At 65.4% G+C, this 26,297-nt stretch carries 23 protein-coding genes; 11 read left to right on the top strand and 12 right to left on the bottom strand.

The window, feature by feature from the left end; genetic code table 11:
* Positions 1-11: 11 nt before the first annotated feature.
* The 3 genes from GGD40_RS01000 to GGD40_RS00990 all read right to left on the bottom strand — a co-directional run bounded on the left by GGD40_RS01000 (position 12) and on the right by GGD40_RS00990 (position 2,905).
* Complete coding sequence (locus tag GGD40_RS01000; protein ID WP_179742519.1) at positions 12-764, bottom strand: ProQ/FinO family protein; 753 nt, start codon at positions 762-764, stop codon at positions 12-14.
* Between the two features lie 117 nt (positions 765-881).
* Positions 882-2,246 (bottom strand): ATP-binding protein, encoded by a 1,365-nt coding sequence (locus GGD40_RS00995; RefSeq protein ID WP_179742518.1) that lies wholly within the window; start codon positions 2,244-2,246, stop codon positions 882-884.
* Positions 2,246-2,905 carry a response regulator gene (locus GGD40_RS00990; RefSeq protein ID WP_179704100.1) on the bottom strand — a complete coding sequence of 220 codons (660 nt, stop codon included), beginning with the start codon at positions 2,903-2,905 and terminating at the stop codon, positions 2,246-2,248. The genes GGD40_RS00995 and GGD40_RS00990 overlap by 1 nt, the downstream gene beginning before the upstream one ends.
* Positions 2,906-3,116: 211 nt before the next feature.
* Here GGD40_RS00990 and GGD40_RS00985 point away from each other — a divergent pair, with 211 nt between their 5' ends.
* Genes GGD40_RS00985 through GGD40_RS00975 form a run of 3 tightly spaced genes read left to right on the top strand, consistent with a single transcriptional unit; the run spans position 3,117 to position 8,702 of the window.
* Positions 3,117-4,532, top strand: coding sequence for a TolC family protein (locus GGD40_RS00985; protein ID WP_179742517.1), 1,416 nt, complete (start codon positions 3,117-3,119; stop codon positions 4,530-4,532).
* Positions 4,522-5,655, top strand: a complete 1,134-nt coding sequence (locus GGD40_RS00980; protein WP_179742516.1) for an efflux RND transporter periplasmic adaptor subunit — start codon at positions 4,522-4,524, stop codon at positions 5,653-5,655. The genes GGD40_RS00985 and GGD40_RS00980 overlap by 11 nt, the downstream gene beginning before the upstream one ends.
* Complete coding sequence (locus GGD40_RS00975) at positions 5,652-8,702, top strand: efflux RND transporter permease subunit (RefSeq protein ID WP_179742515.1); 3,051 nt, start codon at positions 5,652-5,654, stop codon at positions 8,700-8,702. The genes GGD40_RS00980 and GGD40_RS00975 overlap by 4 nt, the downstream gene beginning before the upstream one ends.
* A gap of 27 nt (positions 8,703-8,729) precedes the next feature.
* Here the strand turns inward: GGD40_RS00975 and hpnK are convergent, their stop codons facing one another.
* Genes hpnK through GGD40_RS00960 form a run of 3 tightly spaced genes read right to left on the bottom strand, consistent with a single transcriptional unit; the run spans position 8,730 to position 11,227 of the window.
* Entirely contained in the window at positions 8,730-9,557 is an 828-nt protein-coding gene (hpnK, locus tag GGD40_RS00970) for a hopanoid biosynthesis-associated protein HpnK (RefSeq protein ID WP_179742514.1), read from the bottom strand.
* Positions 9,547-10,863: a bacteriohopanetetrol glucosamine biosynthesis glycosyltransferase HpnI gene (gene hpnI / locus GGD40_RS00965; RefSeq protein ID WP_179742513.1), complete on the bottom strand. Its 1,317-nt coding sequence runs from the start codon at positions 10,861-10,863 to the stop codon at positions 9,547-9,549. Before hpnI (GGD40_RS00965) ends, hpnK begins: the two co-directional genes overlap by 11 nt.
* Before the next feature lie 13 nt (positions 10,864-10,876).
* Positions 10,877-11,227: a hypothetical protein gene (locus GGD40_RS00960; protein WP_179742512.1), complete on the bottom strand. Its 351-nt coding sequence runs from the start codon at positions 11,225-11,227 to the stop codon at positions 10,877-10,879.
* Positions 11,228-11,592: 365 nt separating this feature from the next.
* Between GGD40_RS00960 and GGD40_RS00955 the strand changes: the two genes are divergently transcribed.
* Both GGD40_RS00955 and GGD40_RS00950 read left to right on the top strand, forming a co-directional pair.
* A complete protein-coding gene (locus GGD40_RS00955) occupies positions 11,593-12,252 on the top strand; it encodes a response regulator (RefSeq protein WP_179742511.1) in 660 nt (219 codons plus the stop codon).
* The gene (locus tag GGD40_RS00950; protein ID WP_179742510.1) at positions 12,252-13,652 is read left to right on the top strand and encodes an ATP-binding protein; all 1,401 of its coding nucleotides are present in this window, start codon (positions 12,252-12,254) and stop codon (positions 13,650-13,652) included. The genes GGD40_RS00955 and GGD40_RS00950 overlap by 1 nt, the downstream gene beginning before the upstream one ends.
* A gap of 70 nt (positions 13,653-13,722) precedes the next feature.
* Here GGD40_RS00950 and GGD40_RS00945 read toward each other — a convergent pair whose 3' ends face one another.
* The 4 genes from GGD40_RS00945 to GGD40_RS00930 all read right to left on the bottom strand — a co-directional run bounded on the left by GGD40_RS00945 (position 13,723) and on the right by GGD40_RS00930 (position 18,039).
* On the bottom strand, positions 13,723-14,802 hold the full coding sequence (locus GGD40_RS00945) for a lysylphosphatidylglycerol synthase domain-containing protein (RefSeq protein ID WP_179742509.1): 1,080 nt from the start codon (positions 14,800-14,802) through the stop codon (positions 13,723-13,725).
* 125 nt (positions 14,803-14,927) lie between these two features.
* Positions 14,928-16,088: a bacteriohopanetetrol glucosamine biosynthesis glycosyltransferase HpnI gene (gene hpnI / locus GGD40_RS00940; protein ID WP_179742508.1), complete on the bottom strand. Its 1,161-nt coding sequence runs from the start codon at positions 16,086-16,088 to the stop codon at positions 14,928-14,930.
* Positions 16,085-17,506, bottom strand: a complete 1,422-nt coding sequence (gene hpnJ / locus GGD40_RS00935) for a hopanoid biosynthesis associated radical SAM protein HpnJ (protein ID WP_179704091.1) — start codon at positions 17,504-17,506, stop codon at positions 16,085-16,087. The genes hpnI (GGD40_RS00940) and hpnJ overlap by 4 nt, the downstream gene beginning before the upstream one ends.
* 329 nt (positions 17,507-17,835) lie before the next feature.
* A complete protein-coding gene (locus GGD40_RS00930; RefSeq protein ID WP_179708612.1) occupies positions 17,836-18,039 on the bottom strand; it encodes a cold-shock protein in 204 nt (67 codons plus the stop codon).
* A 303-nt stretch (positions 18,040-18,342) separates the two neighbouring features.
* Between GGD40_RS00930 and GGD40_RS00925 the strand changes: the two genes are divergently transcribed.
* Both GGD40_RS00925 and GGD40_RS00920 read left to right on the top strand, forming a co-directional pair.
* The gene (locus tag GGD40_RS00925) at positions 18,343-19,788 is read left to right on the top strand and encodes an NAD-dependent succinate-semialdehyde dehydrogenase (protein ID WP_179742507.1); all 1,446 of its coding nucleotides are present in this window, start codon (positions 18,343-18,345) and stop codon (positions 19,786-19,788) included.
* 149 nt (positions 19,789-19,937) lie between these two features.
* Entirely contained in the window at positions 19,938-20,513 is a 576-nt protein-coding gene (locus GGD40_RS00920) for a GNAT family N-acetyltransferase (protein WP_179744826.1), read from the top strand.
* Positions 20,514-20,536: 23 nt separating this feature from the next.
* Here GGD40_RS00920 and kdgT read toward each other — a convergent pair whose 3' ends face one another.
* Positions 20,537-21,565, bottom strand: coding sequence for a 2-keto-3-deoxygluconate transporter (gene kdgT, locus GGD40_RS00915; RefSeq protein WP_179742506.1), 1,029 nt, complete (start codon positions 21,563-21,565; stop codon positions 20,537-20,539).
* Positions 21,566-21,869: 304 nt separating this feature from the next.
* On the opposite strand from kdgT, the gene kduI reads away from it, so the two are divergent.
* From kduI to kdgR, 3 genes are all read left to right on the top strand, one after another.
* Positions 21,870-22,706, top strand: a complete 837-nt coding sequence (gene kduI, locus GGD40_RS00910) for a 5-dehydro-4-deoxy-D-glucuronate isomerase (RefSeq protein WP_179742505.1) — start codon at positions 21,870-21,872, stop codon at positions 22,704-22,706.
* 58 nt (positions 22,707-22,764) lie between these two features.
* A complete protein-coding gene (gene kduD, locus GGD40_RS00905; RefSeq protein WP_179742504.1) occupies positions 22,765-23,535 on the top strand; it encodes a 2-dehydro-3-deoxy-D-gluconate 5-dehydrogenase KduD in 771 nt (256 codons plus the stop codon).
* 67 nt (positions 23,536-23,602) lie between these two features.
* A complete protein-coding gene (kdgR, locus tag GGD40_RS00900; RefSeq protein ID WP_179742503.1) occupies positions 23,603-24,505 on the top strand; it encodes a DNA-binding transcriptional regulator KdgR in 903 nt (300 codons plus the stop codon).
* A gap of 76 nt (positions 24,506-24,581) precedes the next feature.
* Here kdgR and GGD40_RS00895 read toward each other — a convergent pair whose 3' ends face one another.
* Positions 24,582-25,130 (bottom strand): cytochrome b, encoded by a 549-nt coding sequence (locus tag GGD40_RS00895; RefSeq protein ID WP_179744825.1) that lies wholly within the window; start codon positions 25,128-25,130, stop codon positions 24,582-24,584.
* 698 nt (positions 25,131-25,828) lie between these two features.
* Between GGD40_RS00895 and GGD40_RS00890 the strand changes: the two genes are divergently transcribed.
* Positions 25,829-26,221, top strand: a complete 393-nt coding sequence (locus GGD40_RS00890; protein ID WP_179742502.1) for a hypothetical protein — start codon at positions 25,829-25,831, stop codon at positions 26,219-26,221.
* The last annotated feature ends 76 nt before the right edge of the window (positions 26,222-26,297 follow it).

Below are 26,297 nucleotides of genomic sequence, written 5' to 3'. Positions count from 1 at the left end.
TGGCGTGGTTTTTATGCTGCTGGCGTAGCCGGCGGGGCGCCGGCTGGGGTTGCAGCTTCAGTTGTCGGCTCCGCTGCCGGTTCAGCTGCCGGTTCAGCAGCCGGTTCGGTTGCCGGTTCAGCAGCCACTTCGTGATTGACCGCTGCGTCGGCCGCACCCGCAGCCGCCGCCTTCTGCGCCCCACGATTCGCGCGATGCGCTTGCAGACGCTGCGCGCCCGCCGCTTCCTGCGTGCTCACCGTACCGGCTTCGCTGCCCGTCAGATCCACCCGTGCGGCGCCTTCGACGAGGCACTTCCAGTAACGGCTGCCACGGCACCACGTCTTGATCGCGTCGCGCAATTCGGCTTCGCTCAGCGACAGCTCCTTCGCGTGGACCACGAGGTCTTCGAAAATGCCGACCTTCAGCGGCAGCTTCGGCGCCGGGTTCTTCGGGAACGCATTCGGAAAACGCTTCTGCAGGCGGCCGATCGATTTCACCACCGGGTCCACCGGCTTCGCATCCGCCGCCGGTTTGGCGTGCGAGGACGGCCGGGCGCGCGCGGGCGCCTGGGCGTTCGCGTCCGCATTGGCGTTCGGCCTGGCATCGGGCGCATGACGGCGCGGCGGCTGCGCAGGCTTCGCGCGATGCCGTTCGCCAGCCTGGGCAGCGGGTTTCGCGCCAGGCTTGGAACCACGCTTTGCATCCGGCTTGGCGGCAGGCGCCGCTTCGGCTCGCGCCGCGGCCAGTTGCTTCTTCAGTTCAGCAAGTTGTTCGAAACCCATAGCGCACAATCGATCGAGAAAGACGAAAGACGAGATTGTAGCAGCGTGTGGAAACCCAATCGTGACAACGCTCAGCGGTGGGTCCACACGGACTGCGGACAGGTGAATCCGGCGCCGTCAACGACGCGCCGATGTGGCGATTTCGCCCTCGTGCGCAGGCAGCCCGGACACCGCCACGCACAGGCCCGGGCGACCCTGATTGTTGCGCAGCGACAGCCCGAGCTGGTGCCGCCCGGCGATTCGCGACACGATTGCGAGCCCCAGTCCGCTGCCCTCGCCCTGCGCCTCCTCGCCCCGGTAAAAGCGGTCGAACACCCGTTCCAGCTCGGCTTCCGGAATCCCCGTGCCGCTATCCAACACGTCGAGCCCGACCCGCTCGCCCGCGCGTTTCAGGATCACGTCGACGCGGCCGCCGCGCGGCGTATGACGAATCGCGTTGTTGATCAGATTGGCCAGCAGCACGCTCATGCCGTGCGGCTCGGCCAGCACGGTGTAGGGATCCGTGGCCGAACGCGCGCCCTCGCATTCGAGACCGAGATCGATTTCCTTCGCCTCGGCGAGCAGCGAACAATCGCCCACCGCCTGCTCGCCGATCCGCCGCAAGCTGACCGGTGCGCGCGACGTCACCGGCTGCGCGTCCTCACGCGCCAGCGTCAACAGTTGCTGCACGAGATGAATGATCCGGTTGACGCGCCCTTCGAGGCGTTCGAGCGTCTGCCCTTCGCCCTTTAGCGAGCCGTCGCGCGAGGCCGCCTGCAATTGCAGCTTGAGCGCCGCGAGCGGCGAGCGCAGTTCGTGCGCGGCGTCGGCGATAAACGTGCGCTGCGCCTGCGACGCGGTATGCAGCCGTTGCAGCAGATCGTTGAGCGCGTCGACCAGCGGCTTCATTTCGACCGGCACGGCGCCGTCCAGATGCAAGGGCTCCAGCGAGTCGATCGAGCGGGTGGACACCGCGCGCGACAGGCCGCCGATCGGCGCCAGCCCGCGCGCCACCACCAGCAGCACCAGCACGATCGTCACCGGCACCAGCACGGCGAGCGGCCACAGCGTATGCAACGCGAGGCGCAGCGCGAGATCCTCGCGCACGGAAACCGGCTGCGCCACCTGGATATAGCGCGCCGGCTGCGCCACGCCGAACGTGCGCCAGTGATATTCGCCGCGCTCCACGGTGTTGAAGCCCGCGGGCAGGCGCATGAACACCGGCGCCTGCATCGAGTGATAGATCATCGTACCGGCGCGGTCCCAGATTTCGATGACGATGCGGTCGTCGGCCAGATCGCCGAGGTCGGGCGGGCGATGTTCGCCGTCGCCCGCGCCGCTCAGATTCGACGGTAAAGACAGCGCGACCGTGCGCAACTCGTAGTCGAACAGTTCGCTGGCTTCCTCGCGCGCCGTGTGAAAAATGCCGTAGCCGGCCATACCCGAAGCCGCCGCCATGCCGAAGATCAGCCAACCGAGCAGCCAGCGGCGAATCGACGTCATCAGCACCTCTTCAGACGGTAGCCCACGCCGCGCACCGTCACGACCTGGTCCGCGCCGATCTTGCGCCGCAAGCTGTGCACGTGGACTTCGATCGTGTTGCTGCCCACTTCCTCGCCCCAGCCGTACAGCTTCTCTTCGAGCTCGGCCTTGGTGAACACGCGCGTGGGTTCTTCGATCAGCGCCTGCAGCAGCGCGAATTCGCGCGGCACCAGCGGCAGCAGCTCGCCCGCCTTGGTGACTTCGTGTGCGGCGGGGTCGAGCGTGAGTTCGCCGTGCGCGTAGACCGGCTGCTTCTGGCCGGTGCGCCGCCGCAGCAACGCGCGGATGCGCGCGGCCAGCTCGTCGAGGTCGAACGGTTTGATCAGGTAATCGTCGGCGCCGGCGTCGAGGCCGCGAATCCGCTCGTCGACCGCGTCGCGCGCGGTCAGGATGATGACCGGCGCCGCGCCGCCGTTTTTGCGGTACGCGTTGAGCACGTCGATGCCGTCTTTTTTCGGCAGGCCGAGGTCCAGCAGCACGAGGTCGTACACGCCGTTGCCCAGCGACAATTCGGCCGCGCGGCCGTCTTCGGCCCAGTCGATCGCGTAGCCGACGCGGCGCATCGCGCCCAATACCGTTTCCGCGATCATGTCGTCGTCTTCGACCAGTAGCAAACGCATCGGCTCTCCCTCATGCAACGTAGTTGCGCTCCAGTGTGCCCGGATTGTGATGCCCGCCAGCTTAACGCTTCCTTATGGGACGCTGAGGGCGGGCTTAATTTTCAGTTAAGCGTGTCTTAAGCGCCACCTCCGCAGAATCGCCTCCTGTCATGCGGCAACCGTTCGTGCCGACCCACCTGCGTTTGCCCCTTCCTGGTTCAGGAGCCCGATTTTGCCCGTCTTTTACGCCACCTCGGCGCCCCTGCGCGCCCTCGTGCCGCTCTGCGCATTGCTGATCGGCGGCTGCACGTGGTATCACCGCGAGCCGCTCGCGCAGCGCGATACCTCCACGTCGACGCGCACGCTCGAACGCATCCGGATCGATCCCGCAACCATGCCGCTGCCCGAACTGGCCGCGCATCGTTTCGATCCATCGGACGGACTCGACATCGACGAAGTCGCGATGCTCGCGGTCGCCAACAATCCCGATCTCAAGCTGGCTCGCGACGATCTCGGCATTGCCCGCGCGCAAGCCTATTCGGCGGGTCTGCTGCCCGACCCGCAACTGAGCGTGTCGAGCGATTATCCGGGCGCGGCAGGCACCACCCGCGCCTTCAACTACGGCCTGAGCATCGACGTGATGGCGATCGTGCTGCGCAGCGCGAATCAACAGTCTGCCGACGCGACCGTCGCCAAGACCGATCTCGGGCTGCTGTGGCAGGAATGGCAGATCGTCGCCCAGGCGCGACAGCTGTTCGTCAAAACTCGCTTCCAGCAGGACACGCTGCCGCTGCTGCGGCAACAACGCGATCTCGCGCGCACGCGCTACGAACGCATGGCCGACGCGCACCGCGACGGCGACCTCACCGACGACACGCTGACCGCGGCACTCACCGCCTACAGCGACGCGCGCAAGCAATTCACCGACGCCGAACGCGCGGCGGAGCAAACGCATCACGACCTCAACGCATTGCTCGGTCTCTCGCCCGATGTGCAATTGCCGCTCACCGGCAACGACGCCATCGCGCCGCTCGCCGCCCCAACGCTTGACGCAGCAGTCGACGCGGCGCTCGCCGATCTCGCGCGACGCCGCCCCGATCTGATCGCGCTGCAAGCCGGCTACGAGGCACAGGAGCAGAAATACCGCGCGGCGGTGCTCAGCCAGTTCCCGAGTCTGTCGGTCGGTTTCGTGCGGGCGCGCGACACGTCGAACATCTACACCAGCGGCTTTCAGATCAACCTGAGCCTGCCGATCTTCAACCGTAATCAGGGCAACGTCGCGATCGAAAAGGCTACCCGTCGACGCTTACGCGACGAGTATCAGTCGAGGCTGAACCAGGCTTACGCGGATGTCGCTCATCTGCGCGCGGACGACGCCATCCTCACGCGCCAGTTGCAGCAAACCGAAGACGCGCTGCCCGGCGTCGATCTGGCCGCGCGGCACGCGGCGGCGGCGTACGCGGATCACGACCTCGCGCTCGGCGCCTATACCGATGCGCAAAGCGCGTCGCTGGCCAAACGCGTCGACGTCGCGACGCTGCGCGAAGCGCTCGCCGAACAACGCGTCGGTTTGCAGGCGCTGCTCGGCAGCGCGATTCCCGACGCCTTCACCTCGGATCAAACCTTCATCGACACTCATGCGAAATAGCCCTTCTCCCGCGCTGCGGCGGCGTCTCGCCGTGGCCGCCATGACCGCCGCGGTTGCCGGCATTGCACTGGCCGGTATCGCGTTTCATGCGTCACGTGCCGCTAGTGCACCGACAGCCGCCGACAGCGCCGACTACCCCGCCGTCGCCGTCCAAACCGTGCGTGTGCAGCAAGCCGTCATCGCGCAACCGGTGCGCGGTTACGGCATCGTCGCGGCGTCCGGGTCCAGTCTCACCACGATCAATCTGCCGTACGTCGCGCGTATCGTGCAAATGCGCGTGCAGGCCGGTCAGCGCGTGACACGCGGCACGCCGCTGTTCGTCGTGCAGGCCGATCCCGCCGCCGTGCTCGCCGCGACGCAGGCGAAAAGCGCCGTGACGCTCGCGCAGGGCGAGTTGGCGCGCACGCAATCGCTGCTCGACCAAGGTCTCTCCACGCAGTCGCAACTCGCCGCCGCCCGCAAGGCCGACGACGACGCACGGCAGGCGCTCGCCGCGCAGAATCAGAGCGGTGTGGCGGGCGGCAACAAGGTCGTGGCCGCGCCGCGCGATGGGGTCGTGCTGCAGGTGTCGGTGGCTCAAGGCGATCAGGTGCAGGCGGGCGCCGCGATTCTGCAACTCGCGGATGACGGCATTGGCAACAGCCGCCCCAACGTCACGCTCGGCGTCGAACCTGCAGACGCCGCCGCGATTCATCCCGGCGACACGGTCACCCTGCACGGCCTCTCCACCGCGCTCGCGAAGGCCGCGATAGCAGGCCGCGTGGTGCTGGTCGGCGCCGCCATCGATCCGCAAAGCCAGCTCGTCGACATCGGCGCGATGGTGCCGCTCGGCCAGAGCGCGTTCATGCCGGGCACCCACGTCAGCGCCGACATCGCCACCCGCAGCGGCACGCACTGGATCGTGCCGCGCGCGGCCGTGCTGAAAGACGACCAGGGCGCCTACGTGTTCCAGATCACGCCGCAAAACAACGCACGCCGCGTGGCCGTAACGATCCAGGTCGAAAACGGCGACCGTTACGGCGTGGACGGTGCGCTCGACGCCGCGCAGGGACTCGTGGTCAGCGGCAATTACGAGCTACAGAACGGCATGGCGGTGCAAACCGGCGGAGGCGCACCGCGATGAATTTCGGTCAATGGATGCAGACGCACCGCCGCTCGCTGCTGTTCGTGATCGCGTTGCTGGCAATCGCGGGCGCCCTCACCGCGTTCCGTCTGCCGATCTCGCTGTTCCCGAACGTCGCGTTTCCGCGCGCGGTCGTCTCGCTCGACGCGGGCGACCGCCCCGCCGAACAGATGGCCACGCTCGTCACGATGCCGGTCGAAGAAGCGTTGCGGCGCGTGCCGAATGTGCGCGACGTCGAGTCGACCACCAGTCGCGGCGCGGCGGAAATCTCGCTGAACTTCGACTGGGGCACCGACATGGCGCAGGCCACCTTGCAGGCACAATCGGCGATCAGCGAGATTCTCGCGACGCTGCCACCAGGCACGTCGATGCAGGTACGCCGCATGGACCCGACGGTGTTTCCGGTGCTGGCCTACAGCCTCACGTCGAAGCAGCAGTCGCCGGCCGCGCTGCGCGATCTCGCGCAATTCCAGATGCGCCCGCTGCTTTCGTCGGTGGAAGGTGTTGCGCGCGTCGAGGTGACCGGCGGTGCGCAGAGCGAGTTCGAGGTTGCCGTCGATCCCGCCCGCCTCGCCACCTACAAACTGTCGCTCGCGGACGTGTCGAAAGCGATCGGCGCGAGCAACGTGCTGATGGCGAACGGCCGGATCGAAGATCACGACAAGCTGTATCTCGTGATCGCCAACACCACCATTACGCGGCTCGACGAACTGCGTAACGTCGTCGTCTCCGCTGTCGGCGCCACGCAGATCCGTCTCGGCGATATCGCCACCGTCCGTCAGGGCGTCACGCCGCAATGGATGCGCGTCACCGCCGACGGCCAGGACGCCGTGCTGCTCAACGTCTACCAGCAACCGGGCGCCAACAGCGTGGCGATGGCCACGGCGATCCGCGCGAAGCTCGCCGCCTTCCAGCCGCAGATGCCGGCTGGCGTGAAACTCGCGAACTGGTACGACCAGAGCGAACTGGTGATCGCCTCGGCCACCAGCGTGCGCGACGCGATCATGATCGGCGTGGTGCTGGCCGCGTTGACGCTGTTCGCCTTCCTGCGCAACTGGAAGATCACCGCGATCGCCGTGGCGCTGGTGCCGGTCGTGATGGCCGCGACGATCCTGCTGCTCGACGTGTTCGGCATGGGCTTCAACATCATGACGCTGGGCGGCATGGCGGCGGCCGTCGGCCTCGTGATCGACGACGCGATCGTGATGATCGAACACATCGTGCGGCGCATGCGCGAAGCCGGCGCGCGCTCGTTTCACGGCCGCGTGATGGCGGCCGCGCTGGAATTCACGCGGCCGCTGGCCGGCTCGTCGGCGGCGACGCTGATCATTTTCGTGCCGCTGGCGTTTCTGTCCGGCGTAACCGGGGCGTTCTTCAAGGCGCTCTCGGTGACCATGGCAAGCGCGCTGTTCATTTCGTTTCTCGTCACGTGGCTCGCCGTGCCGATTCTGTGCGACCGCTGGCTCAAACCGCAAGACGCCGACGAACATCGCGAAACCCGCTTCGCCGCGTGGATGAACCGGCGCTACGCGGTGCTGGTCGAGCGCGTCACCGGCCGGCCGATCCTCGTGCTGCTCGGGTTGCTGCCGTTGATCGTGGTGGCCGCGTTCGCGTTCACGCGGGTGGGCAGCGGCTTCATGCCGAGCATGGACGAAGGCGGCTTCGTGCTCGACTATCACACCCAGCCCGGCACCTCGGTGACCGAAACCGACCGGCTGATGAAGCAGATCGAGGGCATCATCCGCGCGAATCCGAATGTCGCGACGTATTCGCGCCGCACCGGCGCGGGCCTCGGCGGCGATCTGAACGAGCCGAACAAGGGCGACTTCTTCGTCCGTCTGAAATCGGGTCGGCGCGAGCCCATTGACACGGTCATGGAAGAAATCCGCTCGAAGGTCGACACGCAGGTGCCCGGCGTGAGCATCGAACTCGCGCAATTGATGGAGGATCTGATCGGCGATCTGACGGCCGTGCCGCAGCCGGTGCAGATCAAGATCTATTCCGACGACCCAACCACGCTGGACGCGACCGCGAAAAAAGTCGCCGCGCGGATCGGCAAGATTCAGGGCGTGGTGGACGTGAACGACGGCATCAACCCGGCCGGCGACGCGCTCGAATTGCACATCCGTCCGGAAGCAGCGGCGGCCGAGGGCATGGATCCGCAGTCGGTCGCGCAGGCGGTGTCCGACATGCTGGAAGGCAATGTCGCGACACAGTTCCAGAGTGGGCCGAAGACGGTCGGCGTGCGCGTGCGCGTGGCCGGTGCGATGACGCTGACCGATACGCAACTGGGCCGCTTACAGATTCGCGCGCCGGACGGTCATCTGTTTGCGTTGAACCGCGTGGCCGAGCTGGTGACGGTGACCGGTCAACCGGAAATCAGCCGCGATAATCTGAAGCGAATGGTGGCGGTGACCGCCCGCATCGATGGACGCGATCTGGGCTCGACCATCGCCGACGTGCAGAAAGCGCTCGGCGATAAAAACCTGTTGCCGACCGGCGTGTACTACGAATTGGGCGGCTTGTACCAGCAACAGCAGATCGCGTTCAAGGGCCTGCTGAGCGTGTTCGGCGCGGCAATCGCGCTGGTGTTCGGCCTGCTGCTGTTTCTCTACGAGCGCTTTCGCGTCGCGCTGGCGGTCATGGCGATGCCCTTGCTCGCGACGGGCGCGGTCTTCATCGGGCTATGGGCGACCGGCATCGAACTGAACATCTCCGCGATGATGGGCATGACGATGATTATCGGCATCGTGACCGAGGTCGCGATTTTCTACGTCTCGGAGTTGCAGTCACTGATGCGCGACGAGGAGATGCCGCTCGAAGCGGCCTTGATCGCCGCCGGCCGCAATCGTCTGCGCCCCATCGCCATGACGACGATCGCCGCGATTCTGGCGCTGCTGCCGCTCGCTTTCGCGCTCGGGCAAGGATCGGCGATGCAGCAGCCGCTGGCCATCGCGATCATCTCCGGTTTGATGGTGCAGTTGCCGCTGGTGCTGCTCCTGCTGCCGGTGCTGTTGAAGCTGCTGATGAAACAACAGGCGATCTAGGCGTTGGTCACGCGGCTTGCGCGGAGGCTACCCCGGCAGCACATCCGCAAAGCCGCCCAGCCTCGCGCCCGTCGCTCGAATCGCCGCCGCGACGCGCGGCGACAACAGCGCCTGCAGTTCGTCGGCATGCCGGTAAGCCCGCATGCCGTGACTCAACGCACGGTCGCCGGCCATGGCCGGATGGCAGTAAATCTCGCTCACGCCATCCGGCAAATCGGCGAGCGCCTGGAGCCACGCCGCTTCACCCATCCGGCCGCTCTCGGCGATTCCCACCACGTAATCATTGTGCACGATCCCCGCGCGATCCAGCCGTGCCCGCACCGTTGCGATCCACGGCCTCAGCCAGAGCGGCGCACCGACCTCGAACGGCAGACGCATCGCCCGCATGCCGTACTCGCGGCCGATCTCCAGGATCAAGCCCAGCACCGTCGGATGCAAATGAAAATGCTTGTGCGTGTTGACGTGGTCGAGCGTCAAACCGGTGTTGGCGAACGCGTCGAATTGCGCGCGAATCTCTCGCGCAAGCTGCCTGCGCACATGCGGCAAGAAGAAAAACCGCACACCGTCCCACGCCATGTTGTCGCCGAAACGGCCATGCTCGTCGAGCAACGCGGCAATCTCCGCGCGCGGCGTGAGCGCGGCGCCATCGGCCAGCACCAGATGCAGGCCGACGCGCAATCGCGGCAACGTGCGCGCGCGCGCCACCGCATCGGCGGCGGCCGGTGCGCCGATCATCAGACTCGCGGCGCTCAGCACGCCGTCGCGATGCGCACGCTCGACGGCCAGATTCACGCGCGGGTGCAAACCGAAATCGTCGGCGGTCACGATCAGCGCGCGTGGCCGGCTAGCCACCATCGGAAGTCTCCATCACGTCCATCACGCTGAGCGCCGCGTTGCGCGTCGTCGAGGCTTCGAGCGGCACGCGCGCGCCACGCCACGTGACATGCGAGCCGAACGCGGCCGCGGCCCATTGCAGCGTCAACAGCGTATCGCGCAACGGCACCAGCGGCAGATCGCGCCAGAAGGTGCGCTCATGACGCGCGGCGCGCCCATGCAGCAGCAGGCGCGCCGCCGCGCCCGCGAGCGTGCCGGCCGCGCAGGCGAACGCTGCCGTGAGGTGTACGCCGTCCGCAGGCCCGGTTGCCAGATTGACGGCGAGCCAAGCGCCGGCCGCTAGCCACGGCGACGTAAACGTAATGGGCAGCGCCGCAAAGCCAAACAGATTCACCGAGCGGATGGTGCGCAGCCAGCGCGTCTCACGTTGCCACAACGCGGCAAAGGTCGGCTCGATCACGTCCGTGGCCACCATCACGCGCGAGAGCACCGTGGGCAGTCCCAGCGCGCGGACGTGTTCGGCCAGCCAGTAATCGTCGGCGAGACAGTTTTTCAGCGCGGCGAAACCGCCGATGCGTTCGAGCGTTGCGCGCCGCAACGCGAGCGTCGCGCCGAACCCGAAGCGGCGCGATCCGGCCGCGTGCGCGACACGTACCGACGGCGCGAACCACTCGTTGATGAAGAGCGCGCCCAGCCGCGGCCAGAATCCACCGACGCCCTGCGCGACGTAAAGACAGGTCACCACGCCGACCCGCGGATCCGCCAGCGGCGCGGCGACGGTGTCGAGATAATCGGCTTCGACGGCAATGTCGCTGTCGGCGATCACGATCACGTCATAACGCGCGTGCTCGGCCATATTGATCAGGTTGCTGACCTTGAGATTGGTGCCATGCACGCGCGTGTCGATGGCGAGTTCGATGTCGTGCTTCGGATACGCCGCTTGCAGACGGCGCACCACGGCAATCGCAGGATCGTCCGGCGACGATACGCCGAGCACTAGCTGAAAATGTCCGTGGCGTTGATCGCAGAACGTGCGCAGGTTTTCGTAGAGACGCGGTTCGGCGCCGCACAGCGGCTTGAGCACGCTGACGCCGACGTTGGCAAAGGGATAGCAGGCGGGTGTCGCGCTGGATGCTGCGTTAACGGCTGTATTAGCTGTTGTATTAGCCGCCGCAATAACCGTTGTATTAGCCGCCGCAGCGGCTGTCGCGCGGCGCCGGCCGCCGAAAAACGGCATCGCCACCGCCGCGACCATCGCATACAGCAATGCGCCGGCGCATCCGGCCAACAGAAGCCATTGCCATGCCGTCAACGCGTGCGCAGCCATGGGGCGGGCGCCATCAATGCCCGGCGAGCACGAACGGCCTGCCCGTCAGGCGCAAATGGAGAACGACGAGCCAGCACTGCGGACAGTCGGAGGCAATGGCGACGCCGTGCTCGTGAGCGTCGTGCGGGGCGACATGACGGCTTTGCCGCGCGGAGTCGAAAGCAGCCTGCGCGAAATCTCGCGTCACGATCACGCCGCTGACGATCGCGGCCATTGCCAGCAGGCGGAACGGCGTGGAACTGAATAGCTGCTGCGAGACCGGCAGCAACAGCAGCGCGATGCAGGCGAGCAATTGCGCGCACAGGGCCGTGAACGAGGCCACTATCAGATGGGCGCGCAGCATGTCGACGGTAAGTGGCTTCATGGCGTGGTCTCGTGACCTGGCTTCTGGCTAACCTGCTAACCTGGCGAAAAGCACAGCGCAACCGGCATCGGCGCGCCTGGTCGGGACTCAACCCGACCGTGCGTTTCATCGATATGCTTACGATCGGATTGCGACGACGTGGTCGTAATGCGATGACACAGCATGGTGCCGCGCGCTCATGACGGCCACACGACAGTCACCTGTCGAACGGCGATAGTATCGATCCAAGCTGAAGGAAACCTTAACGGAAGGAGCGCTACGAAGCACCTGGCGAACCAGTTGGTTACACTGACGATATGCGGTTCGCCGGATGCTTAAAAGCCACACCGCCATGCGGTCCACGTCGAAGGAAATCACACCACACCATGCGCATCCTCCTCGTAGAAGATGACGATCTGATCGGCTGCGGAATCGAAGCCGGTTTGCGGCAAGCCGGCTTCACCGTCGACTGGGCGCGCGACGGCCACAAAGCAGGCCTCGCGCTCGACACCACCGCTTATGCGCTGGTCATACTCGACCTCGGCCTGCCGCGCGTCTCCGGCATGGAATTGCTGAAGCGTTTGCGGGACGCGGGCAAGGACGTGCCGGTGCTGGTGCTGACCGCGAAAGGTACGATCGTGGACCGCGTGAGCGGTCTCGAAGCCGGCGCCGACGACTACCTCGGCAAGCCTTTCGATCTGACGGAACTGATCGCCCGTTGCCGGGCTTTGCTGCGCCGCGCACAGGGCCGCAGCGTCGAGCTGATCCGCTATCAGGATCTGACCGTCAATCCGAGCGCGCAAACCGTCGAGGTGGGCGCGACGCGCGTGCCGCTCACGTCGCGCGAATGGGCGATCCTGATGCAGTTGCTGACCCACCAGGGCATTCCGCAATCGCGCTCGCGGCTCGAAGAAAGTCTGTACGGCTGGCAGGAGGAAATCGAGAGCAACGCGATCGAGGTGCACGTGTCGAACCTGCGTAAAAAACTGGGCGCGAAGCTGATCCGCACCGTGCGCAATATCGGCTACGTCGTGGAGAAAGCGTAATGTCGCCGTCGATCCGCCGGCGCCTCGTTCTGCTGGTGCTCGCCAGCATCGTGCTGGTGTGGGGTGTCGCGCTGATCACCAGTTACGGTCAGGCCAAGCGTGAAGTCAGCGAGTGGGAAGAAGCGCGCCTCGCGGAACTCGCGCAGATTCTCGCGCTGCTCGATCAACGCAATCTGACCACGCTCGCGAATGCGCGCATCGACGTGCGCGAAGAAGAAAAAGGCGGCGAGCCGGGCGCGAACGACGCCGATGACGACGACGCCTTGCCGCGCGACGCCCTCTTCCAGGTACGCAAGGCAAACGGCGAGATGCTGGCGGGCAGCCCGCAATTGCATGCGCTCAACGCGTGGGATCTGCCGGTACCGCCCGCGAGCGGCACCCAGGACGTCACGCTCGGCGGCCAGATGTACCACTCGTTCACGTTGCGCGACACCACGCTCGGCCATATCGTGCGCGTGTTCGAACCGGCCAATACGCGCAGCGATCTGGTGAGCGGCGTGGCAAGCCGGATCGCGCGGCCTACGCTGATCGCGCTGCCGGTGCTCGCGGTGCTGGTGTGGTTCAGTATCGGCTTGAGCCTGGCGCCGCTCAAGGTGCTGTCGGGCGCGATCCGTTCGCGCGACGTCAACCGGCTCGAACCGGTCGACATCGGCCGTGCGCCGACCGAGGTGCGCCCGCTCGTCGACGCGATCAATCTGCTGCTGTCGCGTTTGTTGCATTCGCTGGAGCGTGAACGCGCGTTTACCGCCGACGCCGCCCATGAACTGAAAACGCCGCTGGCCGCGATCAAGGTGCAGGCGCAAGTCGCGCTCGCCGAACCGGATACGGCATTGCAGCGACTCGCGATGGAGCGCGTGGTGCAAGGCGTGGACCGCAGCGCGCGGCTCGCGGAGCAACTGTTGCTGCTGGCGCGGCTCGACGTGCACGAGAAACTGTCCACGGTGCCGCTCAAGCCCGCTGTGGTAGCGAAAGACGCGCTGCTCGCCAACGAACGCAATGCGCAGCAGAAAGATATCCGCGTGACGCTCACCGGCGACCTGCGCGCCGAGATCAATGCGGAGCCGGTGCTGATCGGGATTCTGCTCGACAACCTGCTCGATAACGCGATCAAGTACGGGCAGACCGGCGGCAGCATCGAGGTCGCCGTGGAACATGCGGCCGACCGGGTGCAGTTGACGGTGCGCGACGACGGCCCGGGCGTCGCGCCAGGCGATCTCGACCGTCTGACGAATCGCTTCTTTCGCGCGACCGGCAATCAGGCGACCGGGAGCGGGCTGGGGTTGTCGATCGTCGCGCGGATCGCCGAGCATTTCGGCGCGGATTTGCGGCTCGGCCAGGGGCTTGGCGAGCGTGGTTTGTCGGTGGAGGTGTCGTTTCCGGCGTATGCGGCGGTGCGGTGAAGCGGTGTGATGCAGGTTAGCAATGCGGCGGCGCGACGAAGTCGCACCACGCAGCCGCAACCTCCACGCCCTAACGCCGGCTCGCTTCGCCCGCCACTTGCCGCTCGGCCAGCGGGACAGACGGGACAGACGGTACGGTCGGTACGGTCGGCATACGCTCCACCTGTTCCGAAGCCCCCTCCGGCGCACGCTTCGACGATTCCGCGAACTGCCACGCAATCAGCCCCGGCACGAACATCAACAGATCGCGAATCCGCCGCGCGCCGGCCAGCGCAAGACACAACGAAGGCTCGAGCCCCAGCGCGCCGCCGATCAGAATAAAACCGCCCTCCTGCACGCCCAAACCGCCAGGCACGAAGAACGCCGCGCTGCTGATCGCCTGGATCAGCGACTCGATCACCACCGCCTCGACCAGCGTGATGCGCACGCCAAGAAAAACCAGCGCGAGCCAGATTTCCAGCGACGTCAGCAGACATTGCAGCGGCTGCCAGAAGAACAGATAGCGCAGCACCACGCCGCGCCGCCGCCAGATCAGTTTGATGGTCTGATCGATCCGCGCCGATTGACCGACCAGCGCCGCGAGCTTGCCGCTCGTCATCCGGTCGAGCACGCGGCTGATCCGCTCGAACGGACTCGCATGCTGCACGAGCGCGAACAGCACGAACAGCGGCGTCAGCACCACCACGCCCCACGCGAGTTGAGAGGCCAGCCGCAACGTATCCGAATGCGCATGCGCGAACAGAAAGCCGATGCCCACCATCGTGAACATCAACTGGCTGATCACCGTGAGTTGCATGTCGACGATGATGCTGCCCACCGCCGCCGACGGTCGCACGCCCCAGCGCCGGAGCATCCGGAACGACACGACCTCGCCGCCGATCCGCGCGACCGGCAGCATGCAGTTGACCGATTCGCGCACCCACACGAGATGCAGCATCCGGCCAAGGCTCGGCCGGCTCGCGCCGCGAATCAGCGAACGCCAGTCGCAGGCGTTGGCGATCATCGGCAGCACGTGCGCGAGCGCCGCCAGCACCAGACCCGCGCCGGCCGCCCGCAGCGCGCCGAGCACGGCGCCGGGGTTCTCTCGCCAGACCAGCCACAACGACATCAGCAAGCCGACGAGCGCGGCCGAGCGACCGAGATGCTTCATCACGCCGCCACCTCGCGCGCGCGATTCGCCGGGCCGGGGGCGGCATGACGTTGTGGTTCGGGAAAGCCGGGCTTCGTGGCCGATCGGGACTGCCGTTGATCCGTCATTCGTGGGTTATTCGTTCGTCATTCGTCCGGCTGCGCCGACAACAGGCCGTCGCCGTCCACCTCGAAACTGAAGCCGCGCCAGATCACGCGCGACGACCAGAAACTCGCGACAAAAATCGCAAATGACACGATATCCCATAACGGCAACAGCCACAGATCGCGGCGTGCCTGGTGCAACGCACGATCGGATAACAACTTCAGCGCGAGCCTTGCGCTCATCGCCAGGAAAGCGAGTGCCCAAGCCCACGGCGCACCGCCCGAAAACGCCACGGTCAGCAACGCGAACGCGAGCGGATGGATCAGCGCGGAGCCGAGATGCCCGAGCGGATCGACGCTGCGAATCGTGCGGCTCCAGCGCAGTTCATGCGCGATCAGTTGCATCGCGCTCGTCTCGACGCACGCGTGCGAAATCGTGAACGGCGGAATCACCACCTTCTCGCCGATCATGCGCACCGCTTCGCCGATTGCATGATCTTCGGCGAGGTGCCGCACGAACGGCGTGAAGCCGCCGATTTTTTCTAGCGTGTCGCGCCGCATCGCGATCGTCTGACCAAAGCACGGGCGCGCGAGGCCGAGCGCGAGGCCGGTCACGACGCCGGGCAGGAACTGATAATTGGTGGCCTTCGCCGACAGTCTCGGCCAGAAACCCGGATCGGGCGTCCCGCGATACACGCAGGTAACCAGCCCGACGCCCGGCTTCTGCAATTCGCCGATCACGTTGCGCAGATAATCCGGGCCGACGCTGACGTCGCTATCGGCGAACACCAGCACGTCGTGGCGCGCCTGCGGCAGCATATTGAGGATGTTGCTGATCTTGCGGTTCGGGCCGTAGAGGCGCGCGTCGGCCACCACGGTGATATCCGCGCCGGGATGCAGGCGGCGCAGGTCGTCGACGGTTTGCAACGCCGGGTCGGCGCTGTCGTGCACGCCGAACAGGAATTGCACCGGACCCGGATAGTCTTGCTGGCAGAAGCTCGACAGATTGGCGAGCAGCGCCCATTCGTTGCCGTGCAGCGGCTTGACGATCGTGACCGGCGGAAAGCTGGTCGGCTCGGACACCGCTCGGGCGAAGAAGCGCCCGATCAGCGCGCCGGCCAGCACCGTGTAAGCGATTCCGAAAGCCGCCCCCGCCGCGCACGCGCAGGCCAGCGTGGCGGCCACCAGATGCGCGGCGCTCACGCCTCGTGAGCGCGCAGGAAGCGGAAGAATTCGACGCCTTCACGCAGGCGTCGTTTCATCATGTCCCAACTGGTCAGCATCTCGCGCAGAATTTCCCAGATCTTCGACGGCCGGAAATAGAAACGCTTGTAGAAGTTTTCGAGCTGATGGTAGATCTCGTCGCGCGACAGATGCGGATAGCCGATCGCCGCCAGCTGCACGCCCGATTTGCTGACGAGATTGATCACCTTGTTCTCTTCGAGCCAACCGTTTTCAACCGCCTGGTTGTACAGCGTCGTGCCCGGATACGGGGCGGCGAGCGAGACCTGGATGGTATGGGGATTGATCTCTTTCGCGTACTCGATCGTCTTCTGGATCGTGTCCTGCGTCTCGCCGGGCAGGCCGAGAATGAAGGTGCCGTGAATCTTGATGCCGAGCTTGCGGCAATCGTCGCTGAAACGGCGCGCGATATCGGTGCGCAAACCCTTCTTGATGTTCAGCAGGATCTGGTCGTCGCCCGATTCGTAGCCCACCAGCAGCAAACGCAGGCCGTTTTCCTTCATGATTTTCAGCGTCGCGTAAGGCACGTTCGCCTTCGCGTTGCAGGACCACGTCACGCCCAGTTTGCCGAGGCCGCGCGCGATTTCCTCGACGCGTGGCTTGAAGTCGGTGAAGGTGTCGTCGTCGAACATGATCTCTTTGACTTCAGGCATGTTGTCGCGAATCCACTTCACTTCTTCCAGCACGTTCTCCGTGGAGCGCGTGCGGTAGCGATGCCCGCCCACCGTTTGCGGCCACAGGCAGAACGTGCATTTCGAGCGGCAGCCGCGGCCCGTGTAGATCGACACGTACGGGTGCTTCAGATAGCCGATGAAGTAGTTGTCGATCTTCAGATCGCGCTGGTAGATCGGCGCGACGAACGGCAACTCGTCCATGTTCTCGAGGATCGGACGGGCCTCGTTGTGTTCGATCGAGCCGTCGGGCGCGCGGTAGCTCAGACCTTTGATCTGCGCGAACGGTTTGCCTTCGGCGACTTCCTGGCAGGTGAAATCGAACTCTTCGCGGCAGACGAAATCGATCGCCTCGCTCGCGACCAGCGAATTGTGCGGATCGACCGCGACCTTCGCGCCGACCATGCCGACCAGCAGCGTGGGCTTGCGCTTTTTCAGGTCTTCGGCGAATAGCGCGTCGGTGGGGAAAGACGGCGTGCTGGTGTGGATTACCACCAGATCGTATTGCTGGGCGATATCGAGCGTGGCGTCGACGGACAAACCGTCGGCGGGTGCGTCGAGCACACGGCTGTCGGGCACCAGCGCGGCGGGCTGGGCGAGCCACGTCGGGTACCAGAACGAGCGGACTTCACGCTTGGCCTGATAGCGCGAACCCGCGCCACCGTCGAAGCCGTCGTACGACGGCGCCTGCAAAAACAGGGTTTTCATTGACGCTCCGGCAAGCCTTGATGAGTGCTTTCAGTTTTCTGTCGGAAAACTATCGGCACGCTTACCCGCGGGGAAACGGGCGAATCTCGCTAATACTACGGAGCGAAGCTGAAGGAAACCTGAAGAAAAAAACGCCCGCCGCAGCGCGCGTGGCGCTGACGTGGAGGTCCGCTCGTCGGCCTGGCTCCGACGAGTTTGTACCATCGCTTCCAGGCAAAATTTATTACAACCGGAAGGCGATTTCGCGGACGGTTCGAGACTACGCCGACGCTACCCGCAGCGCATAACCGGCCGCGCACTCGCGGTGCACGGACCGGCTGCCCGCGCCTTCACACCGGCTTGATATCCGCCGCCTGCTTGCCCTTCGGGCCCTGCTTGATTTCAAAGCTGACCTTCTGGTTTTCCTGCAGCGACTTGAAGCCCTCGGAACGAATCTCCGAGAAATGCGCGAACAGATCTTCGCCGCCGTCGTCGGGGGTGATGAAGCCGAAGCCTTTCGCGTCGTTAAACCATTTCACTGTGCCGGTTGCCATGTCGATTCCTTGTGCATCGGGTTGATTTGGGCTGCATTTGCCGGCGCGGGCCCGCGCCGGTTCGTGCCACTCCCATTTGACTTTACGCCTCTTTGCGCGACGCCGCTTCGACTGCGTTGCCGCCGTCGCGGCAGCCGTGCCGCAAGCCGCGTGCCGGGCACCACGGGTGGGCGCGTGGTCGATGCCGTCGGCTGCAATCAGATAAGATGATTGGTATCGGCAGTCCATCCTTGGCCGCGCTGGTTCAGCCCAATGTTTCACGACCGCGCGGCCTGTCGTTTTCCCACTTACAGGAACCCCAGCATGGCCATTCCGAGCTATACCGACACCCAACTCCTGATCAACGGCGAGTGGTGCGACGCCGCAAGCGGCAAGACCCTCGACGTCCTCAATCCCGCGACCGGCCAGCCGATCGGCAAAGTGGCCCATGCCGGGATTGCCGATCTTGACCGGGCGCTGGCCGCCGCGCAACGTGGCTTCGAAGCCTGGCGCAAGGTGCCGGCCAACGAGCGCGCCGCGATCATGCGCAAGGCCGCCGGGCTGGTGCGCACGCGCGCCGCCGACATCGCCCGTCTGATGACGCTGGAACAGGGCAAGCCGCTGGGTGAGGCACGCGTCGAGGTGCTGTCCGCGGCGGACATCATCGAGTGGTTCGCGGACGAAGGCCGCCGTGTCTACGGCCGGGTCGTGCCGCCGCGCAACGTGTCGGTGCAGCAACTGGTGCTGAAGGAACCGATCGGCCCGGTCGCGGCTTTCACGCCGTGGAATTTCCCGGTCAACCAGGTGGTGCGCAAGCTGAGCGCGGCGCTGGCCTGCGGTTGCTCGTTCCTCGTCAAGGCGCCGGAGGAAACCCCGGCGTCGCCGGCGGCGCTGCTGCAGGCGTTCGTCGAAGCCGGCGTGCCGGCGGGTGTGGTCGGCCTCGTGTTCGGCGATCCGGCCGAGATTTCGAGCTATCTGATCCCGCATCCGGTGATCCGCAAGGTCACGTTCACCGGCTCGACGCCGGTCGGCAAGCAACTGGCCGCGCTGGCCGGCGCGCACATGAAACGCGCGACCATGGAACTGGGCGGTCACGCGCCGGTGATCGTGGCCGAAGACGCGGACGTGGCGCTGGCGGTCAAGGCCGCCGGCGGCGCGAAATTCCGCAACGCGGGCCAGGTCTGTATCTCGCCGACGCGCTTCCTGGTGCACAACAGCATCCGCGAGGAATTCGCCGCGGCGCTGGTCAAGCATGCTGAAAGCCTCAAGCTCGGCGACGGTCTGACGGAAGGCACCTCGATCGGGCCGCTCGCCAACGCGCGCCGTCTGACGGCCATGAGCAAGGTGCTCGACGACGCGCGCAAGACCGGCGCGACGGTAGCAACGGGCGGCGAGCGGATCGGCTCGGAAGGCAACTTCTTCGCGCCGACCGTGCTGACCAACGTGTCGCTCGAAGCGGACGTGTTCAACAACGAGCCGTTCGGCCCGATCGCCGCGATTCGCGGTTTCGACAAGCTCGAAGAAGCGATTGCCGAAGCCAATCGTCTGCCGTTCGGTCTCGCGGGTTATGCGTACACGAAGTCGTTCAGCAACGTGCACCTGCTGTCGCAGCAGATGGAAGTCGGCATGCTGTGGATCAACCAGCCGGCTACGCCCTGGCCGGAAATGCCGTTCGGCGGCGTGAAGGATTCCGGCTACGGCTCGGAAGGCGGTCCGGAAGCGATGGAAGCTTATCTGGTCACCAAGTCGGTCTCGGTGACGGCGGCTTAAGCGTTCGCTGTGGCCTGAGGTGGTTCGGGAGCGCGTGCTCCCGCTGCCTAGTTTGACTGTGACGGGTCCGCGAGGTATTGCTCGCGGACTTTTTTATTGTGACCGTGACGAACGTGACGACCGTGAACAACGACACCCTGCCCCGACTCATGCAACCCACGCTGACTGGCAAGACCCTCGAACTTCAGCCGCTTCAGCCGGAACACGAGCAAGGCCTGCTCGACGCCGCCGCGGATGGCCAATTGTGGAACATGACCGTGACCGTGGTGCCGGGTCCGCAGACCATGGGCGCATTTATCGCCGCCGCGCTGGAAAGCCGGGCGGGCGGCACGGTGATGCCGTTCGTGATCGTTAAGCGCGACACGGGCAAGCTTGTCGGCAGCACGCGGTTCTGGAAAATCGACCGGATCAACCGCAAGCTCGAAATCGGTCACACGTGGTTGAGTCAGTCGATGCAGCGGTCGGGCGTGAACACCGAGGCGAAGTATCTGCTGTTGAGCCATGCCTTCGAAGCGATGCAGTGCATGCGCGTGCAACTCACCACCGACGAATCCAACGAGAAATCGCGCGCGGCGATTCTGGGTATCGGCGCGAAACTGGAAGGCATCGTCCGGCACGAACGCATCATGCCGGATGGACGCAAACGCAATTCGGCGCGCTTTAGCATCATCGACGATGAATGGGCTGAGGTGAAGGCGATGCTGGAGCGGAAGATGGCGCGCTGAGCGAGCCGCCGCCCGCCCCACGCTCAAACATGCACGTCGCGCGGCTCATTCAACGGCGCGGGCGGCGCCTGCCCTGCATCCACCCCCTCGCCTGACGTCGCATTGCGCGCGTGATGCCGATGCACCCACAGCGCCGTCAGGATCGGCACCAGAATCGCCGTCACCAGACACGCGGTTGCGACCATCGCGGTCGCCGCCGGCACCAGCGGTTTGAAGCGCGGAATCATCTCGCCGATGATCGCCGGATTCGCCACCGCGGCGCCCGCCGTCGACGAGGCCGCGAGCCCCGCCGCGCCATTGCCTCCCGCAATCCAGCGATCCGCGAGAATCAGCGGAATGCCCGTCACGACGATCACTCCGAGTCCGAGCACGACACCCGGCAGCCCGCTCGTCACGATCACGTTTAGATCGATGCCGTTGCCGAGCGCGAAGCCGAAGAACGGAATCAGCGGATGCACGCAGCGCCCGAAGAACTCGCGCAACTCGCTATCCAGATTGCCCAGCACGAAGCCGATCAGAAACGGCAACACCGCGCCGACGAACAGCCGCGGCTCGAAGAACGCCACACCGGTCGCGCCCAGAATGATCATGCTCACGAGCGGCCCCGATTCGACCGACATCAGCACGAATGCGCCGGCCTCCTCTTTCGTGCCGTACTGCTGCATCACCGCCGCGTAGAGGCCGCCGTTGGTCATGTCCATCGACGTGGTGATCGCGAGCACCGAGAGGCCCGCGAACAGCCCCGCCTTGACGCCGTCGATCGGAATGAAGCGTGCGGCGATCAGCGTCGCGATCCACGCGACCAGCATCTTGGTGATGAGCAGCGTGCCCGACTTGCGCAGCACCACGCCGGTTGCCCGCAGGTCGATCGTCGCGCCCATGCAGAAGAACCACACCGCCAGAATCGGCACGGTGCCGCTGATCAGACCGTTGGTGAACGAGCCGAAATATTTCCCCGCGCCGGGCGCGAAGGTGTGGACACAGGCGCCGAGCAACAACGGCACCAGCATCAGGCCGCCTGGTACGCGGTCGATGGCCTTCTTGAGCTTCATGCCTCCTCCATGGACTTCGCGTCCCGTTGTCGGGTGAATCACCCGGGGTAAGGTCCCGTTCTTACGCCGGGCTCTCCCTTTCGGCGCAATATATCACCGAGATAGGAACGACGTTCCGATTCTGTTTGGTTTTCTGTTTATCGTTTACCCGCGCCTGCTTCGAAACGCTTGTCAGTGTTGATGTCGCGTCGCAATATTTTCGGACCGATGTTCCGAAATACGAATTTTGCGCTACAGTCGTGGCCAGAACGGCGTCCCGAACCCGACGCGGCCGGCGCCCCCAACCGAGCGGAGAAAGCGAATCATGGAAGTGAGACAGGCCATCAACAGCGAGTACGCGAAAACGCTCGACACCGAGGGGCTGCGCAAACAGTTTCTCGTCGATCAGGTGTTTGAGCGCGATGCGCTGAAGCTCACGTATAGCCACATCGACCGGATCATCGTCGGTGGGGTGTGGCCGGTGGCGCGCGCGGTCGAAGTGCCAAGCTCGCTCGGCAAGGCGATCGGCGTCAGCACGTTGCTGGAGCGGCGCGAACTCGGCGCGATCAACATCGGCGGCGACGGCTGGGTCGATGTGGACGGCCAGCGCCATACCGTGCGCAACGAAGAGGCTATCTATATCGGCAAGGGCGCGCAGGCCGTGGCGTTCGGCAGCGACGACGCCGCGCATCCCGCGAAGTTCTACGTGAACTGCGCGCCCGCGCATACGTCGTATCCGACCCGCACGATCACGCTCGCGCAAGCGTCGCCGCAAACGCTCGGCGATCCGGCCACGAGCAACCGTCGCACCATCTACAAGTTCATCGTGCCCGAGGTGCTGCCCACCTGCCAGTTGTCGATGGGCATGACGAAACTCGAACCGGGCAATCTGTGGAACACCATGCCGTGCCATACGCACGAGCGCCGCATGGAGGTGTATTTCTATTTCAACATCGCCGACGACGCCGCCGTCTTCCACATGATGGGCGAGCCGCACGAAACGCGGCACATTCTCGTGCATAACGAACAGGCGGTGATCTCGCCGAGCTGGTCGATTCATTCGGGCGTCGGCACGCGCGCGTACACCTTCATCTGGGGCATGGTCGGCGAAAACCAGGTGTTCGGCGACATGGACCATCTCGCGGTCCGCGAGCTGCGTTGATGGACCGCGGGGTCAGCGTGGTCGGCGCGGCTTATATCGCGCCTCCTTTGCACACGACATGGGCTTGAATACCGTGAACACTTTCGATCTCAGCGGCCGCGTCGCCATCGTCACCGGCAGCAACACCGGGCTCGGCGCCGGCATGGCGGTCGCGCTCGCCGCCGCGGGTTGCGACATCGTCGGCGTGAGCCGCGCCGGTCCGGGCGACACCGCCTCGCGCATCGCTGCCACTGGCCGGCGTTTCGCCGACGTGCGCGCCGATCTTGCGTCGATCGCGCCGGTCGACGACATCGTGCGCGCCGCGGTCGAGGCGTTCGGCCGGATCGACGTGCTGGTGAACAACGCGGGCATCATCCGCCGCGAGGACGCGCTCGAATTCAGCGTCGACGACTGGGACGCGGTGATGGACGTCAACCTGAAGAGCCTGTTCTTTCTGTCGCAGGCCGCGGCGCGGCAGTTCGTCAAACAGGGCGACGGCGGCAAGATCATCAACGTGGCGTCGATGCTGTCGTTTCAGGGCGGCATACGGGTCGCCTCGTACACGGCATCGAAAAGCGGCGTGCTCGGTCTCACGCGCCTGCTCGCCAACGAGTGGGCCGCGCAAGGCATCAACGTGAACGCGATCGCGCCCGGCTACATGGCGACCGCGAACACGGCGGCGCTGCGTGACGACGCGCAGCGCAACGACGAGATTCTCGGGCGCATTCCGGCGAACCGCTGGGGCACGCCGGAAGATCTCGCCGGGCCGGTGGTGTTTCTGGCATCGTCCGCTTCCGACTATGTGCACGGGCATACACTGGCGGTGGATGGTGGATGGCTCGCGCGTTAGGTTGTGGGTTGGATCGCGGATAATGAACATCGAGCCCGGTAGTACCGTATAGCGAGGAAACACGGAAATGGCAGCAATGAGCAAACAGCGCAAAGACGACGACGCCACGTCGTTGCAGGACGCGGACAACGCCGACTGCGGCGCCGGCGGCGAGCGCGGCGAATCGGCTTCGTCGGTCGGCCGCGTGTTCGCGATTCTCGGCGCGATCGGCGAGCGCGGACAGATCGGCATCAGCGAATTGTCGCAACGGCTCGGCATGTCGAAGACCACCGTGCATCGCGTGATCCAGACGCTGAAGGCGCTCGGCTATGTGACGCAGGAAGTCGAAACCGAACGCTACCGGCTGACCATCCGTCTGTTCGAACTCGGCGCGAAGGCGCTGGAAAGCGTCGACCTGGTACGCGAGGCCGACATCGAAATGCGCCGTATCGGCGCGGTGACGCGCGAAGCGGTCCACCTCGGCGCATTCGACGAAGACGCCATCATCTACATCCACAAGATCGACGCGGACTACGGCCTGCGCATGCAGTCGCGAATCGGCCGACGCAATCCGCTGCACAGCACGGCGATCGGCAAAGTGCTGCTGGCGTGGATGGACCCGGCCGACGCGCGCGAGGTGCTCTCGCATGTGGAGTTTCGCAAGTCGACGCAAAAAACGCTCGCGTCCGCCGACGCTGTGTTGAGCATTCTGCCGCGCGTGCGTGAACAGGGTTACGGCGAAGACAACGAGGAACAGGAAGAAGGTTTGCGCTGTCTCGCCGTGCCGGTGTTCGACCGCTTCGGGCGCGTAATCGCCGGACTGTCGGTTTCGTTTCCGACCATGCGCTGCGGCGCCGATACGAAGTCGCACTATGTCGCGCTGCTGAAGGAGTCGGGTCAGGCGATCTCCGCGCGGCTCGGCTATCGCGACGCGGCGGCTGTTGCGGCGGCTGTCTCTGCTGCTGAACGTCTCGCGGCAGAGCAAGGCTAGGCGAGCACCACGCCCCGCCTGCCGGCTCGGCGCTTCAACGCATTACCCGACGCGCATTACCCGACGGGTCGGCCGCTCATGGCAGCATGCGCTGCACAATCCGGTCCCTCAGCACGAAGCGATGAAACAGCGCTGCCGCCACATGCAGCGCGATCAGTGCGAACAGCACCCACGCCAGAACGCCATGAATATCGCCCATTGCGTGACCGGTGGGCGATCCTGTCTGCGCGATGGCGGGATAGGGCAGCAGACCCAGCAACCTGACCGACCAGCCGCGCGACGACGCATTGGCCCACCCCAGCACCGGCACGACCACCAGCGCGACGTAAAGCAGTCCGTGCGTGATATGCGAAACGACGCTGAGAACAGGCGATAACGCTGCGGGCGTCGGCCTGTGCGTGAAACGCCAGACAATTCTCAGCACCACGACGGCGATCAACGTCGCGCCCACACCGAGATGCCACGCAATCAGCCCGTCCGGCCGCGTGTCCTTGTGTATGTCCGGCATGGTCCAGCCGATCACGAACTGGGCGGCGATCAGCACGACCACCAGCCAATGAAAAAACTTCGCGACGGCGTCATAGGCCATCAGGTCGCGGCGTGAACTGGCTTCGTCGGATCGCATCATGATGATTACGTGGGTTGAGATTGGGTTGTCGTTCACGCGTGGGCGCCCTGTATTCGGCGTGCGCGCGCAGGCGATGCTACGGAGCAAAGCTTAAGAGAAGCTGATGTCAGGCGGATGTTGCCCGACTTGCGCGCGGCCCGACCATCCGGGCGAAGTACGTAAAACTCGCGAGCGCCGGCTGACGATGTTGCGCGGCGCCCTCAGTCTGCAACTGAATGTATCCGCTGCGCTAATCAGCAACGCAACACGATGCCGTATAGATAGCGGCTGTTCATACGTCGGACGCTTGACTCGCACCGACCTACGCGTTGCGCGACGACGCGGCTTTTTTCATCGTGCGTTCAATGGCTTGGCCGCCACCGTCGCCACGGCGCCGCGCTGGCCCGCCACCTTCAACCACCTCCCTCCCCTACGTCCGGCGTCGCCACGGCACGACGCGGCATCGACACGTCCTGTTACACACGAACACATCGGTAATGACGCCGCTCAGTAGAGTTCGGTCACACGGAACAACGGAGCAACGTCATGAAAAGAATCCTCGCGCTGGTCATTCTCGCCGTCACGCTCGGCAGTGCTTTAGGCGGTTGCATCGTGGTGCCCGGCGGCGGCTATCACGATCACTATTATCACGATCATTACTAGGTCTCGCTTGCGCCAGGCCCTTCACACTCAATCTTAGAAACCGAGAATAAAACATGAGCAATTCACGAAGCCGCTGGTGGTCGTTGGCGATCGTTGCAGGGTTGGGAATCGGCGCGTCGTCGGTGGCGTTCGCGCACGTCGACGTGGGCGTGAACATCGGCATTCCGGGCGCGGTGTATGCGCCGCAACCGGTGTATGTCGCGCCGCCTCCGCCGCCGGTGTACGCCCCCGCTCCGCCGGTCGTCGTGGTGGCGCCGGGCTGGTATGGCGAGCGCTATTACGACGGCCACCGTTACTGGCAACGTCGCGAGTGGGAAGAGCGTCATCACGACGAACGCGAATGGCATGACGCTCGCGGTCCGCACGGCGACTGGCACGGACGCGACGGCCGCGATGACCATGATCATGGACACGGCGGCGACTGGCACGGCAACGGTGACCACTGATGCACGAGCCTGGCAGCGTCGCTGACGAGGCCGGACCGCGCAACCCATCGCGCCACACCGATCAAAGGAGCGACGC

Source organism: Paraburkholderia bryophila (genome assembly GCF_013409255.1).
In the GTDB taxonomy this organism is placed as follows: Bacteria; Pseudomonadota; Gammaproteobacteria; order Burkholderiales; family Burkholderiaceae; genus Paraburkholderia.
This window is presented reverse-complemented; position numbering and strand designations above follow the sequence as displayed.